Annotated in this window: 7 protein-coding genes; 4 read left to right on the top strand and 3 right to left on the bottom strand. The window is 44.3% G+C overall.

The genetic code is table 11. The annotated features are described in order from the left end of the window. Positions 1-2 precede the first annotated feature (2 nt). The 3 genes from AAFN85_RS27415 to AAFN85_RS27405 all read right to left on the bottom strand — a co-directional run bounded on the left by AAFN85_RS27415 (position 3) and on the right by AAFN85_RS27405 (position 5,549). Positions 3-2,885: a glycoside hydrolase family 38 C-terminal domain-containing protein gene (locus AAFN85_RS27415; protein WP_347531160.1), complete on the bottom strand. Its 2,883-nt coding sequence runs from the start codon at positions 2,883-2,885 to the stop codon at positions 3-5. A 53-nt stretch (positions 2,886-2,938) separates the two neighbouring features. Continuing rightward, positions 2,939-4,741: a class I mannose-6-phosphate isomerase gene (locus AAFN85_RS27410; protein ID WP_347531159.1), complete on the bottom strand. Its 1,803-nt coding sequence runs from the start codon at positions 4,739-4,741 to the stop codon at positions 2,939-2,941. Between the two features lie 73 nt (positions 4,742-4,814). Continuing rightward, entirely contained in the window at positions 4,815-5,549 is a 735-nt protein-coding gene (locus tag AAFN85_RS27405) for a GntR family transcriptional regulator (protein ID WP_347531158.1), read from the bottom strand. Positions 5,550-5,955: 406 nt separating this feature from the next. Between AAFN85_RS27405 and AAFN85_RS27400 the strand changes: the two genes are divergently transcribed. From AAFN85_RS27400 to AAFN85_RS27385, 4 genes are all read left to right on the top strand, one after another. Further along, positions 5,956-7,254, top strand: coding sequence for a hypothetical protein (locus AAFN85_RS27400; RefSeq protein ID WP_347531157.1), 1,299 nt, complete (start codon positions 5,956-5,958; stop codon positions 7,252-7,254). A gap of 207 nt (positions 7,255-7,461) precedes the next feature. Continuing rightward, positions 7,462-10,536, top strand: coding sequence for a TonB-dependent receptor (locus AAFN85_RS27395; protein ID WP_347531155.1), 3,075 nt, complete (start codon positions 7,462-7,464; stop codon positions 10,534-10,536). 45 nt (positions 10,537-10,581) lie between these two features. Then, a complete protein-coding gene (locus tag AAFN85_RS27390) occupies positions 10,582-12,090 on the top strand; it encodes a RagB/SusD family nutrient uptake outer membrane protein (protein ID WP_347531154.1) in 1,509 nt (502 codons plus the stop codon). 764 nt (positions 12,091-12,854) lie between these two features. Next, positions 12,855-16,034, top strand: a complete 3,180-nt coding sequence (locus AAFN85_RS27385; protein ID WP_347531152.1) for a TonB-dependent receptor — start codon at positions 12,855-12,857, stop codon at positions 16,032-16,034. Positions 16,035-16,045: the final 11 nt, after the last annotated feature.

Here is a 16,045-nt window from a genome sequence, read left to right as displayed (position 1 = left end):
TCTTATTTTTCGATGCGTACGGTGATTATTCCTTTTGCCGGGAACTTAAAATTGCTTTCAAGCGCAGCTACTTTTTCTTCGCTCAGGTTACTTTTCCAGATCTTAATCGCTGCTTTTGTTTTTGGAGTGATGCTCACTTCGCTATCGCCGGTGCTTACTATCTGCGCTATAACGCCATTGCCATCGTCGGCTGGTTTTAATGATTCTACATAGATCTGCTTGCCGCCGATATTGAAAAACAACTCTTCGTTCTGGCTGTCCGAAGCAGAAACAACTAATGGCTGATGATTGCTAAGACCAAACTGGTTGGCATCAAAGCTATCATATCCTGCCGCGTGCGAACGGAAGATGTAATGAAAAATAGCCGGCCCTTTTTCCTGCTCGGCGCGGAAATTGGTATGCCATAGGTTATTCATCACCCATGAATAGATGTTAGGCGACTGTGCCGTAAACGTTAACCATTGCGGTGCGTGGTGCAAGCCACCCAGCAGATCGGCAGTAGTAATTTTGCCTATCTCAAACAAAGGAGCATCCGGGCTTGACCAGGTAATACCGAACGAGGCATTAGAAACATCAATCCAGCGCTGCATGGTAAACCAGTTTTTATTGGCATTAGGCAACTGGTCGGCTTCAGCTGTAGCGCTTCCCCATGGGATGCTATAACGCACCTGCGCGCCAGGAACACTGAACGGAAACGCGAAGTGAACACTCTCTTTAGCGCGGATACTTTCTTTATCGATGGTATTGATCAGCTCAATTTTATCAAGCCCGTTAACCAGCCTGATCTCGCGGGTTAAACCAAAAGCTCCCGGTGCTTTCGAAGTAATCAAGAGACTCACCAACAGCGGCCCTTTTTCTTTAATGCTAACAACCGCATCACTACTGGTTTGCTGGCGCTGCAGCGAATCGCCGGGCATATAAATGTATTTGTTAAAGCCGCTGCTATCTACCAATACTTGTTGTTTGGCGCCTTCGGTTTTTACCAGTTTGCTGATATCACCGGTTTTGCTATCGATGCTTACGGTGTATATGCCATTAGCTAATCCGTTTAACGAAATTGTGGCCTTGCCATTTGAAAAAGCTTTGCCGCGGTTAATGCTGTAGGTTGTTTTGCCAAAAGCCGGTATCCCGGTGGCAACAAAGGCCAACTCGCCCGAGCTTAAACGTTGTGATGGGATGGCTTTGCCTGTGGCATCTTTAACCAGGTCGCCTGCTTTGCTTAAATCGGCAGGTACATAAACAATATCGGTACGTGGCCATGATAGGGTATTGTAAACATCAACCTTATTTGCAGTAGCTGTTTTAACCGATAATGCCAGGTTACTGAGCGAATCAGTTTGTTTCTGAGCGTTTAAAGCGTAGCCTTTTTTAATGGCCCATTCGCTTTTAACTTTAGCATCATCAGGATCATCAGTGCTGTTGTAGGCACCCCAGGTATGCTCGTTGTAAAGCAAAAGGTTTTTCCATGTATCGTCAAAATCATTGGCAAGGTAGGCTGGTTGATTGCGGATGGCCCAGATAGCCGATGCCTGTTTTAACTTATCAGATGTTTGGCGGCTAATGGCTGTTTCTTTTGCTGCTGATGATACACCATCCGTCCAGTACTCGGTATAATCCCCGGTAAATGATGGGATCTTGTCTTTATACTGTTTTTCAAAATCCTGGAAAAATTGTTTTACCGAAGTGATCACCAGTTTTGGCGAGGCGAAATGCTCGTTCCAGTTTTTAACTGCGTCGGGAAGTTCAGGGTCAATAGGCGCGTTATCGCTCATGGCCCAGGTTAACAGCGACATGTTGTAAGGAAAGTTGTTTTGCTCCAACCCGCCAAGGTATTGGAAAAGGTGCGGGTTCAGGAAATTATCCGACGGGTGGCCGGTATAAAAGGGTTTAGGATCTTCTATAGTAAAAAAGTTCGGGATCTTGGTGCCTTTCAACGCGTAGCCAATTGAGTAGGGCTGACACTGCCAAAACAGTAATTTTTGTTTGCCAGATGGCGATACCCAGTAAAAAGGTTTATCCTGCCACTTGGCAAGGTTACCTATCCTATCCGAAGCGTTGGGGCCTGATAAAAAATATTTAATGCCGGTTTGTTCGCTTTGTGCTGCAAGACCCCAGCTTGCGCCCGGTACATCGCCTTGGAACATTGTATGGATCTCAACCCCATGTGCCTTAGCCAGTTTTTGCGATTTGGCAAACATCTGCATTAACTGGTACGAATCTGTCATGCTGGTATTGATGTTACCATACGCACCATCAAGGCTGATCCATCCTTTTTTTACGGCATCCCAAAAGCGTTCTTTTTTGGCTTCATCTGCTAATTTCAGGTAATTATCAACTACCCAAATGGCTTCTGTGGTCCATTTGTAACGGGCTTCGGCAGGATAATTAGCAGTCTTTTTTGCCAGCTCGATAGCCTCATCAATATTATCCATGTGCAGCTTTAAAACCTTAGCCTGTGTATTGGTATAGCCAATATCCACATGCGAATGGGGTAGGATGTACATAGTCCAGTTGTTGCGGGCGGGTTCAACGATGCAGCGGGCAGAATAGGTCTGGCCATCAGCATTTAAGCTAACTGTTGCCTGCATAGCCGAAGTTATTGGCGCGCCGGGAAGCGGAAGTTCAAAAACATCTATACCATCTTTATTTGCCGGTATTTTAACATGATCGGTTTGGCCGTTAAATGAAACGGTAGCCTCGGTAGGCGCGAAGTTTTTACCCTCACGAAATGATAACCGCACCATTCGGCGGGCCTGGCCCTGGTAATTGATATATGCAATTGTTGGTTGCAGGGTGATGCCATTAAAGTGCTTATCACTTTTTTGCGCCATGGCAGCGGCACATATGAAAATGAATGCCGACAGGATGGAGAAAATCTTATTCATTATTATAAGGTTTTAATAGGATGCGTTTTTTGAGTTTGATTTAGGTAAAGGGATTAGCAACATTCATCTTTAACAAAAGCTTTGATAACCTTAGCCCTTGCGTTCCCTGTATTTTTAAGCACATAGTTTTTAGCCGCGGCCGGAACAATAAAGGTTTCGGCATAGTTGATAACCTGCTCAAGTCCGTTGGTTGTTACCGTGATGCTTTCGCCCTCAACCAGGCTCAATACATGGCATTGGTTATTGGTATTTTCTGTTATTTCGGTATCAAATTCAAGGCGTTCAACCGCGTAAAAGTGCTCGGGGTGGGTTGATAGGTTGATGATCTCCCAATCGTCGCCTTTTTTGGCAGTGGTTTGTTTGGAGATGAGGGTATCGGTTACCACATCACCTTTTCTATCAAAATTGAGGTTTTCAAAAGCCCTGTCAATATTCAATGTTCGCGGGTTTCCGCTGAGGTCGGGGCGGAGCCAATCATACATTTTAAAGGTGAAAATGTACGGCGTGGCGCTGATTTCCAGTACCATATTGTTTTTGCCCGAGCAATGCACCGTGCCATTGGGGATCAGGAACAGGTCGTGTTTATTTGCCGGGAAAGTTTGCACGTAGTCTTTGATCTCTACTGGTTCGTTTTGCTCAAAACTGTTCTCTAAAACAGCCCTGAAGTGTTCTTTATCGATGTTTTCCTGGAAACCAAGGTAAACTTCTGCATCAGGCTCGGCATCGAGGATGTAGTAGGTTTCATCCTGTGTAAAATCTTCGCCGAAGTTGTTTTTGGTGTATTCAACAGATGGGTGGCATTGCAGTGATAAGTTACCGCCATCAAATGTATCCAGAAAATCAAATCGAATAGGGAAGGCGTCGCCAAAGCGCTCAGCTGCTTTACCCAAAATGGCTTCGTTATCTAATAGCAACAGAGTATCCAGCGAAACCTCCAACATATTACCACCGCTCTGCAGCAGGATGCCATTCTCCGGGGCGATCAATTCAAACGACCAGGCATAGTTTACGACATCTTTGTTCAAGCCATCAATGTTGTTTTTGATCCATTGGCCTCCCCAAACTCCTGGCTCAAACCATGGCCTGGCCCTGAACATGTGGGTGGACATTGTTTTTAGTCCGTTTCTTAGCGTATCGCCCGTTGCCCATGATATTTCGTTGATCCTTTGCTCATCGATGATCACATCTATCACCGGCAAAAGCTGTTTTTTATGTTTGTTAAGTACCGGCCAATCAATAAAATAAAAGCGTTTGTATTGGTTTTTAGGATCGGAAGGCTGGTTTTCGCCAAGGTTACAGATACCATTAGCCCTCGACCGGAACTGGATCTCATTTTTAGGAACATCAAAATAGATCAATGAACATTTCCAGCCCGCAAGGGCGGCACCTGCACCATACAATATGTTTAGTTTGTTTGGTTCGGGTTTCAGGGCCTGAAGTTTTTCGGTATCGAAAAAATCAACCAGTTCACCATTGTAGATCTTGCCAAATAAGGGGTCGTTACCGCCATCATAATCAGCCGTAATTTCATGGATAAACTCTTCTGGTTTTAAGGCTTTATTTACATTTATCCAGTTTGGCTGGATGCCTAAAGCGGTAAATTCATCATTCAGGTTGCGGATAAGTATATCCCAATATACGCCCGAATAGCCATCTATAACAATATCCTGGTTGCCTGCAATGATCCAATCGGCTAAAGTTTTATGACCGGTAAATATCGGCCCGGCAATTTTGAAAGTGGGGTAAATATCATACTCCTGACTTTTTGCAGGTTCCTTGCAATCCGGAAGCAGAAACTGTTGGGTGTTCCTCATCGTTTCAATATTAACCGCGTTCGATAAAACAGATCTATTCATTGCACATATATGTTATAATGTGCAAACATATTTTATTTCATTTATATTTCAAACAAGCGCGAAAAATAAAAAATCAGGAGCTGCGCCTGCTTTCTACCGTATAAACAAAACTTTCGGCTTTATAGTAGCCCAGGTTATACTCCATTGGTCGTTCGCCCTGGTCGTAAACAAATCGTTTCCTGATCAAAACCGGGCAACCCGGATCTATCTCCAGCTTACCAGCTATGAATTTATCGGCCGCCTTGGCGCTTATTTCTTCTTTGGATAGATCGGCAACTACAGAATGTTCACTCTCAAGCATTTCGTAAAGTGGTTTCTTGAAATCCTCTTCGCCCGTTAGCCCGATCCTCGGATGAAAATACGAAATAAAATATACAAAAGCTTCTTCGGTATTGCCTCTCAACCGCTCCATTTTCAAAACTTTTTTATCTGTTTTGATATCAAAAAAGTTGGCGATATGGTCTTCAGGAAAAACCCAGCTCACATGTAGCTCGTAATTTTTTATGGTGATGCCGCGGGCTTCCATCTCCTGGGTAAAGCTTAACCAATTCATTGATTTCGAGCTCATTTTGGTATGGGCCACTTTAGTACCCAATCGCTTTTTTCTCACCAAAAGTTCTTCGTACACCAGTTTGTTGATGGCCTGGCGTAAAGTGGTGCGGGATATAGCCAGCTTTTTGGCAAGGTCAACCTCGTTAGGCAATAATTTACCGGCTTGATATTCAGGCTCGCGGATGAGTTCCCGCAGCAGGTTTTCGGCCTGGATATGTAATGGAACAGCGCTTTTGTGATCGATGGTTAGTTTCATTTGAACAGGAGGTGAATTGTGGGGCAAGGTAATAATTTATCAGGAAAACAGGCAGTGGCTACCAAAGGCAGATTGAAAGCGGTTGTCATCCTGAGCGATAGCGAAGGATCTTCTTCAATTTGCATAGCGGCTGTACAGGGCGAAAAGGATCCTTCGCTATCGCTCAGGATGACAAAGAGATAGGTCGCCGTGTCGCCTGTTTCACTTATTTATATTAACTGTCTTTCGATGCCTGTTCATTAACACAATTTTCTCACCTCCTCTCATTTTTTCATCACAGTTAATAAAATAATTAGAAAAAGCTTTGGAATATTGTTATATGGTAGTATGTTTGTACATACTATAACGAAATCTGCCTCCCATTTCTATCTGGTAAGGCAGTAACCTAATTACATAATTTACCTGCATGAAAAAACGCTTACTCATTTCTACGGCACTGTCTTGCCTTATTTTTTCAATTGCCGGGGCGCAACAGCCCTCTACCAAATTTTTGGCCGGGAAGATCCTTGCCGATACCCGGTTGGATACCGTGCAAGCGCGGGCTTTAAAGCTGTTATCCGGTTTTTCTGCCGGTACATCGTATAGCGAGGTATGGATCCGCGATTTTAACACTTTTATCAACGGCTCATTAAAAGTACATCCTAAAGAAGAAGTAAAAACCAAGCTATTGATGTTTTTCCGCATCCAGGGCGATGGGGGAGATATTGTAGATGGCGTGGTTGACAGCGCGAAAGCCAGCGTGGGCTACAAATACCGTTACTCGCCTTTACTTCCCGGTTGGGCAGCCCACAAAAATACGGTAGAGACTGACCAGGAATCCTCATTGATCCAGGCTGTGAAAAAGTACATTGATTTTACCGGTGATAAAACCATTTTAAACGAGCGTGTTGGTGGTAAAACGATTTTACAGCGGATGGAGGATGCGCTGGCCTATTTGCAAAAAGATCGCTGGTCGGCAAAATATGGTTTAATAACAGGTGCTACCACCATTGATTGGGGCGATGTGCAATCGGAAAGTGGTTGGGGCGTGGCTATTAATGATAAAACCAAATGGGCTTTGGATATTTATGATAATGCCATGTTTGTAAAGGCTGTACATGATTTCCTGGCCATGGCACCACGCGGCTACAAAGCCAAAACCGATTGGAAGGCCGTAGCTGCAAAAGTTACCGCCAATGTTCGTAAATACCTTTGGGATGCTTCCACAAAAAAATATATCCCGCATATCTACCTTAACGGCAGTCCTTTCTCTCCGGATTTTAATGAAAAAGAGATCTTATACACAGGCGGATCGATATGCGCTATCATAGCAGGTTTTAATACCCCGGCCGAGGTTTCGGAAATAAACAAACAAATGCTCGCTGCTGCCGCTAAAGAAAAACATGCTACTATCGGTATAACGGTTTATCCGCCTTATCCTGAAAAGCAGTACCCGAACATGAAACCTTATAACTATCAAAACGGCGGCGACTGGACATGGTTTGGCGGACGAATGATAGCGCCGCTAATAGCTTATGGACACCCGAAGGAAGCCTACGCCGAGTTATCACCGATGCTTGACAGGATGCTTACCAACAAGGGCTTTTTTGAATGGTACGATGTGCAAACCGGCGCGCCAAAAGGTTCGGGCGATTTTAGGGGAGAGGCGGGCGTCTTATATGATGCAATTGCTGCTTTAAAGCAGTGGGCTGCTAAAAACAAGTAGCCGGATAACCAATAAGTTGAGATAAACTAAAAACAAACTATAATCCAAATTCATGAAAAAAAATGATGCCATAAAGGCAACTGGAATTGCTTTGCCCTTTTTTGGCGGCAGGTTCCGGCCTTGCGGTGGTTACAAACCACCCTGAATATGCTATTGAGAAGCATTCCTACAATTACCAGTTTAAAAACAACCTACTTAAACAATGTTATGAAGAAAAATCTTATCTACTCAATTCTCCTCACCTTGCTATCGCTGCACACGATGGCTCAGGTCAAGATCAGCGGAAAGGTAACCGATGCTAAAGACAATTCCGTATTACCCGGTGTAAGTATCAAAATAAAAGGTACCCAGGGCGGCACACAAACAGATCTGGACGGAAATTTTACCATCTCGGTTCCCAGTGCAAACCCCGTGCTAATATTTTCATACACCGGCTATGCCAGCCAGGAAATATCAACCGTTGGCAAAACAGTTATCAACGTAAAATTAGCCGGAATATCCAGCGCACTTAACGAGGTGGTGGTGATTGGCTACGGTACGGTCAAAAAATCAGACCTCACCGGTGCCGTTACCGGTATTAAAGGCGATCAGCTAAATGATAAACCCGTTGCCAACGTAACGCAGGCCCTGCAAGGTAAAATTGCCGGCGTGGAAGTTAGCGTTAACAGCACAGCCCCGGGTGCAGGCGCTAAAGTAAGGATCAGGGGTATCGGCTCTATCAATTCCAATATCGACCCATTATATGTAGTAGATGGCGTGGTTGGTGTTGATCCTAACTCCATCAATCCGCTGGATATTGCCTCGGCCGAGGTGTTGAAAGATGCGTCATCGACAGCTATTTACGGTTCGCGTGGTGCTAACGGTGTAATTATGATCACCACCAAACGCGGTAGAACGGGTTCTGCCACTATCACTTACGATGATAACTTTAACGTAAGCGAGTTGTACCGCCATTTACGCACATTAAACTCTGCCGAGTTTGTTAAAGTTTACAACGAATCATTCGCCAACGGCCAAAAATTTGACCCGGCTGGCGGCGTATGGACACCGCCAGTAGCATTGAACCATGCCAACTTCCCTAAGTTGTTTGATGTTAATGATAACCCTATTTATGATACTAATTGGGAAAAAGAAACCTACAAACCATCGTTTTCACAAAGTCACCAGTTGAATATTCAGGGAGGCAGCGAAAAATCACTTTATAGCTTATCGCTTGGTTATTTTAACCAGAATGGTCTTGCGCCAACATCCGCCTTTAAAAGGTACACCATTAAAATGACCATGGATAACGATGTGAAGGATTGGCTTAAAATAGGTGGAAGCATCAACCTCATCAACAGCAGGCAACGTTTGGTTACAGATGCCAACGGAGCTTTGAACGTACCGAGGGACGTATCAGAAGAAGTGCCAATTGTACCTGTTAAATATCCAGATGGTACATGGGCTGGTAACTATGATATTGCCGGTCTTGAGGGTGCACCCAACCCGGTGCAGGTTGCTAACGAGCGTTATACACTTAACAATAACCTGCAGATGTTAGGCAACATCTACTCATTGTTTCATATCACCAAGGAACTGGATTTCAAAACAGATTTCGGCTATAATTTAAGCTCTCAAAAAAATGACTTCTACTCAGCAGGCGATCTGCCGCACTTATCGCAGGATCAGGGTGGCGTGGCTAACGTAAACGCTTATAATAATTACTACTGGCAAACAGAAAACTACCTTACCTGGAACAAAAAGATCAACGACAGGCAGCGTTTTACCGCCTTGTTAGGTATCTCGTTCCAGCAACAAGGTTATGCGAGGGTACGTTCAGAAACACAGAACTTTATTGATGATATTTTCCAATATCATTATGAGCAGGCCGGTTCTGTAAGGAGTGCCAACGAAACCCAGGATGAAAAATCGTCATTAAGTTCATACTACGCCCGTATCACCTATAACCTCGACGAAAAATACCTGTTCACAGCTACAGGCCGTTACGATGGTTCATCAAGGTTTGGGGTGAATAATAAATACGCGTTCTTCCCTTCGGTAGGTGCAGCATGGAGGGTATCACAGGAGAATTTCCTGAAGGATAACCATACCATCACCAACATGAAACTGCGGGCCAGTTATGGTACCTCAGGTAACCAGGAAATTGGTAACTACCGTTCGCTTGCGCAGATACAGCCGAATACTACGGTTTTGGGGGGTGCTGCCCAATCAACCTTGCTGCCAAGCTATATCGGTAACCCCAACTTAAAATGGGAACGTTCTGTTCAGTTTGATGCGGGTTTGGAGTTAGGTTTATTTCATGATCGTGTAAACTTGAACCTCGATTATTATAACCGTACCACTAAAGATCTGTTGTTGCAGGCGCCAATTCCATGGTCGGCAGGTGAAACCAATGCCAACGTTTATAAAAACGTAGGATCGGTACGTAACTCGGGTGTGGAGATCAGCTTGAATACTCTCAACGTTAAAACATCCGATTTTGAGTGGAGTACCAATTTTATATTCACTGCCAACAAAAACAAAGTATTAAAACTGAACGATAATGGCGCGGATATTTTCCCTGGCCCTAACTTCCTTGGTCAAAACTTTGTGATCCGAGTAGGTCAGCCTATCGGTTCGTTTTATGGTATGACAAGGCTTGGCACTTACAGTACTTCGGCCGAGGATGTGGCTGAAGCCGCAAAACACAGCTTAAAGCCGGGCGACAGGAAATATATTTACAACCCAGATGGTAGTAACTATTACAGCATTATTGGCCAGGCATACCCTAAATGGACAGGTACTTTCAGCAGCAGTTTTAGGTACAAAGCTTTCGATTTTTCGTTCGATATCCGCTTTGTTCAGGGTGTAAATACAGCTGCCAATTTCAAGCACTCTACCGAAGACAGGCAAACCCTTTCGAACAGTTTGGCTACCGTGCTAAACGGCTGGACGCCTACTAACCAAAATACCTATATCTCGCAGGTGCGTAACTACAAATTTGCGCAGGATTCGCATTTCGATACCTGGTGGGTTGAGGATGGCTCATTTATTCGCGGCCAGAACATTACGTTGGGTTATACCTTGCCGCAACCGGTGCTGAGAAAGTTTCATGCCAATCGTTTCAGGATCTACGCGAGTGTTCAAAACGCTTTCATCATAACCAAATACACCGGTTACGATCCTGAGGTGGATACCTTTAATTCAAGCTACGGATCAAACGGTTCGTTCTCACAAAATTTAGATTTCTTCTCAAACCCTCGTCCGCGTGTATGGAACCTTGGTTTACAGGTTACTTTTTAACAGGCTTAGAGGAACGATTGACAGTTTAATTTAAATGATATAAAAATGAAAACTATAAAAAATATAATGCTTGTAGGCTTGGTGCTGTTTGCATGCTCCTGCAAAAAGTTTTTAAAGGAGGAGCCTACCAGTTTCCTTACGCCCGAGTCGGACGTATCGAGTGTGAAGGTGGCCAGGGCTTTTGCCAATTCGGGCTATCAAAACCTGCAGGGCTTTTTGTCAGGCCAAAATGGATCATACGGTGGTAACACCTGGAACTTAATGGAATTTATGACAGGTAAATCGGGCAGCGACCTTGGGCAAACCGGTTATGTGAATTATCAAAACCTAAGTTACAGTACCACCTCGTTTTACTTTGATACCTGGTGGCAGCAAATGTACCTTGGTATAGGCGCGTGTAATCTCGCTATTGGTAAAATCCCCACTATTAATGCTCCTGGCTTAACAGATGAGGTAAAGAACAACATGTTGGCCGAGGTGAAAACCCTGCGTGCGCTTTATTATTTCCAATTAGTACGTATGTACGGTGCGGTGCCAATGGTTGTAGAAACCCCAAAGGATCTGAACCTTAACATCCCACGCACAGCCGCTAAGGATATCTACGATAAAGTGATCATCCCCGACCTGTTGGCTGCCGAAAAATCGACACTGCCATGGAAGGATAATACAGGCAAAGTATCGATGGGTGCTGTTGAGGCTATATTGGCCGATGTTTACCTAACCTATGCCGGCGCGGCCATTAATGGCGGTAAAACATTTTATGCCGAATCGGCCAAACGTTCACTTAACGTGATCCAGAATGGTGGTTATACGCTGTTCCCTGAATATACCGATATGATCAAGCCTGCAAATAAAAACCTGGGTGAGTTTATATTCCAGGTGCAATACGCAGCTTCGGTGCCTTCGTCAAACCCGTTAACACCACTTACTATTCCAAACTTTTCGGGAGTTTCGCAATATTCGGATGAGTATGGTTCGGTGTATCCTTCAACGCAGTTTTTAGCTTCGTTTGCCGCTGGCGACAAAAGGGTACAGGAAAAGCAATTCTTTTACTCAAGCTATACCAATACCAAAACAGGTAAAAAGATCACTTTCCGCAGTCCTTATATTTATAAGTGGTTTGATTCTACAGCGGTTAATACTACGTTAAAATCAGATCTGAACTACACGCTTTACCGCCTGGCCGATGTTGAATTGATGTATGCCGAAGCACAAAACGAGGCCGATGGTTCGCCAAATGCAACCGCAATTTTGATGGTTAACAATATCCGCTCAAGGGCCAAACTGGCTCCTATAGGCTCGTTAACCCAATCGGCATTTGAGCAGGAGGTATGGTTGCAGCGTTATTTTGAACTTTGCTTTGAAAATAAAATGTGGTTCGATATGCTCCGCACCCGCAAAGTTCATAACGATATAACCGGCAACTGGGATAATTTTGTAGGGCATAAAACTGTATTCGGTGCTACGTTTACTGACAAGCAGTTGTTGTTCCCGCTACCTAAACAGGAAACGGATGTAAATCCTAAGTTGTTGCCTAATAACCCGGGTTTTTAATCAGATAACAACCTGAATTTTTATTAATAACAAACAAAGGGCCGCGTAAGCGGCCTTTTGTTGTTGGTAGCCCGTTGGTTTTTGAACTATGTTATTTCTTTAACGTCATTGCGAGTAAGTAAAAGCGTTCACCTCTGAAGGGTATATGACATTTGGCGGGTGGGCCTGTCACTCTGAGCTTGTCGAAGAGTCGCGCGCAGAGGCCTACCCACCATGCTTCGACAGGCTCAGCATGACCCACTTTATAATTATGTCATGGGTAGGAACGAAGCAATCGCGAACTGTACAGGACGGACTTGCATAGCCCCTCGGCTTCCGTGCGATTGCTTCGTTCCTCGCAATGACGGTCTATGTTAGAGAGACGCATAATTGCGTCTCCCGCATGCAATTTACGGTGGCAAGATGACCTGTGTTGATAACCTGCAAAGCCGCTTGTTCTACGGGAGACGCAATTATGCGTCTCTACATAAAAAATCTTCATCTGTTTTTAAGCAGCTTCTGATAAAGAATCAAAATCTATTTCATTTAATAAATTGACCATACATAATTTAAATGTCCGTACAATTTAATTGATTTTAGTTTTGTTTTATAAAAGCGCCTAAAATTACTGATGTAGGCCTAAATGGTTGTTTTATTACAATCGCTTAAAAATAAACGTATTCCCCTGAAAAATATTAAACAACACAATTTGTTAATCTAAATTTAAATATGTAATTATGTACATACAAGTTGATTGATAATTTCTACTAAACCAAAATCGTTCTATGATTCAAAAAATCTTTACCTATCAAAGTTTAAAATTCCTGGGTTCTTGTTTCCTTTTAATGCTCTTTACGGGGATGGCGGTACGCGGCCAAACTTCATTTACTGTTAAGGGTAAAATAACAGATACCAAAGGCGTAACCATGCCGGGAGTTAGCGTAACCGTTAAACACAGTTCACGCGGAACTGTGAGTGATAACGCCGGCGATTATGTGATCAGTTTACCCAAGGGCAGGGATACGCTGGTATTCTCCTTCCTCGGTTTTGTTAAACAGCAAATTGTACCCGTCGAACGCCACACCATCAACGTAGTATTACTTGATGACAAAAACGACCTGAACGAGGTAGCGATAGTTGCTTACGGTACGCAAAAAAAGGAAAGTATGGTAAGTTCTATCACTACCATCAATCCTAAAGAGATCAAAGGCCCAACCAGTAACCTTACCACTATGCTTGCCGGGCGTATCTCGGGCTTGATCTCTTACCAACGCAGTGGGGAACCTGGTTATGATAACGCCTCGTTTTTTATCAGGGGGATCACCTCGTTTGGTTCGGGAAAGATCGACCCGCTGATCTTGATAGATGGTATGGAATCGGCAGCGAATGAACTTGCCCGCCTCCAGCCTGATGATATCGCGGCCTTTTCGGTTTTGAAGGATGCGGCTGCATCGTCATTATATGGTGCGCGCGGTGCCAACGGGGTAATTTTGATCACTACCAAATCGGGCAAAAGCGGCGATACCAAGTTCAATGTGCGCCTTGAAAATTCTACCTCAACCAATACCGAAAATTTCAGGCTTGCCGATAATATCACTTATATGAACCTGGCCAACGAAGCCGCTTTGACCAGGAACCCTGTTGCACCTTTACCTTATTCGCAAAACAAGATAGATCATACTATTGCAGGCGATAACCCGCTTTTATATCCTAATAATGATTGGATAGGCTCGCTGATAAAAAAGTACACCAATAACCAACGGTTTAACTTAAACCTTACCGGTGGCGGCCCCAAGGCGCAATATTACATTGCCGCTACTGCCAACCAGGATAACGGTGTTTTAAAAAATCAAAGCCTCAATAATTTCAGTAATAATGTTAAACTGAAAAGTTACGAGATCCGGTCGAACATCAACGTTAAACTAACCCCAACTACCGAAGCTATCCTGCGTACCTCCGGCGATTTTGATGACTATTCCGGTCCGGTAGGGGGATATGATGCAGATGGTAACTATGTTAACGGTGGTACAAAGGTGTTTAACAGTACGCTTAATGCTAACCCGGTGCTTTTTCCGGCTATTTTTCCATCGGCAGATCTGCCCTTTATAAAACATCCACTTTTCGGTAATGCCGCGCGTGGTACCAACGGCGAGGTTTATACCAACCCGTATGCATCTATGGTATCGGGGTTTCAGCAGTACAGCACCTCAACGCTTAACGTTCAGCTGGAGTTAAAGCAAGATCTGAAATTTATTACCGAAGGCCTCTCGGCAAGGGGAATGGTTTATACCAAACGCTACTCATACTTTAACCTGAGCAGGCAATATATTCCATTTTTCTATGCGGCAAGTCCCTCGGTAAGTGACCCTAAGGGTTACACACTTTCGTTGCTGAATGAAGGTACTGCTACCGAATACCTTAATTATTCACAGGGCGATAAGTTGGTAAACACCACCACCTACGGCGAGCTTGCCTTAAACTACAACCGCACTTTTAATAAACTGCATAACGTAAGCGGTTTGCTCATCGGCATCAGGCGTAACTACCTCAACGGTAACGCCGGCGATCTTACAGCATCCTTGCCTTTCCGCAACCAGGGAGTATCAGGAAGGTTTACTTATGGCTTTGATAGCCGTTACCTTTTCGAAACCAACTTTGGTTATAACGGTTCTGAGCGTTTCGCTCAAAATAACAGGTATGGATTTTTTCCATCTGTGGGCGTAGCGTGGAATGTAAACAACGAGAAGTTTTTTAAACCGCTGGAGCGTGTTATCAACAAGCTCAAGTTCCGCGCTACCTACGGCCTTGTTGGTAACGATCAGATAGGTAACGCCGGCGACAGGTTTTTCTACCTATCAAACGTAACATTGAATGATCCGGCCTATAGTGCCACTTTTGGCGAAAACGGCGGCTATACCAAAAATGGGGTATCCATTTCAAGGTACGCTAACGAAGGCATCACCTGGGAGCGGTCGAAAAAGTTAAACTTAGGTATGGATCTCGGTTTGTTTGATGCTTTAAACCTTATTGTTGATGCTTATAAAGAACGCCGGAGCAATATTTTAATGAATAGGGCGTATATCCCAACCTCACTTGGGCTTACCGCCCCGGTTAGTGCCAACGTAGGTGTTGCCGAGGCAAAAGGCTTGGATGTTGCCATGGATTACAATAAAAACTTTGGCAAATCCTGGCTGCAAATGCGCGGTACTTTTACCTATGCTACCAGCAAGTTACTTGTGAACGAAGAGCCGCAATATCCGGCCAATATGCAATACCTGTCGCGGGTGGGCCAATCGCTTACACAGGCTTACGGACTGATTGCCGAGCGTTTGTTTGTGGATGATGAGGATGTAAAAAACTCGCCTAAACAAAACTTTGGCGAAGTAAGGGGCGGCGATATCAAATACCGCGACCTCAACGGTGACGGACAAATCACCAATCTGGATATGGTGAACGGATTGGGATATCCTACCACGCCCGAGATCATTTACGGGTTTGGTTTTACCTACGGATATGGCGATTGGGAGTTGAGTTCATTTTTTCAAGGTTCGGCGCGGTCGTCATTTTTTATTAACCCAAGTCAGATCTCGCCATTTGTTGCCAACGGGCCGGATCAGCATGGCTTATTGGATGTGATAGCTAAAGATCACTGGTCGGAAGATAACCGCAACCTTTATGCTTTTTGGCCGAGGCTTAGCTTAACGCAAAACAGTAATAACAACCAATCATCAAACTGGTGGATGCGTAACGGATCGTTCCTGAGGATGAAGAGCGCCGAACTGGCCTATAACATCCGCGAAAAAACACTCAAACGTTACCATATCTCTTCTATCCGCCTTTACCTCAACGGCACCAACCTTTTCCTGCTCAGCAGCTTTAAACTGTGGGATCCCGAGCAAGGGAGCAACGGTCTTGGCTATCCGGTACAAAAGGTGTTTAACATCGGCGCGAACATTACATTCTAAACCAGTTCAAA

This window comes from Mucilaginibacter sp. CAU 1740 (assembly GCF_039839285.1).
Lineage (GTDB): Bacteria > Bacteroidota > Bacteroidia > Sphingobacteriales > Sphingobacteriaceae > Mucilaginibacter.
Note: the sequence above shows the minus strand (reverse complement) of the source record. Positions and strands in the feature narration are given on the sequence as shown.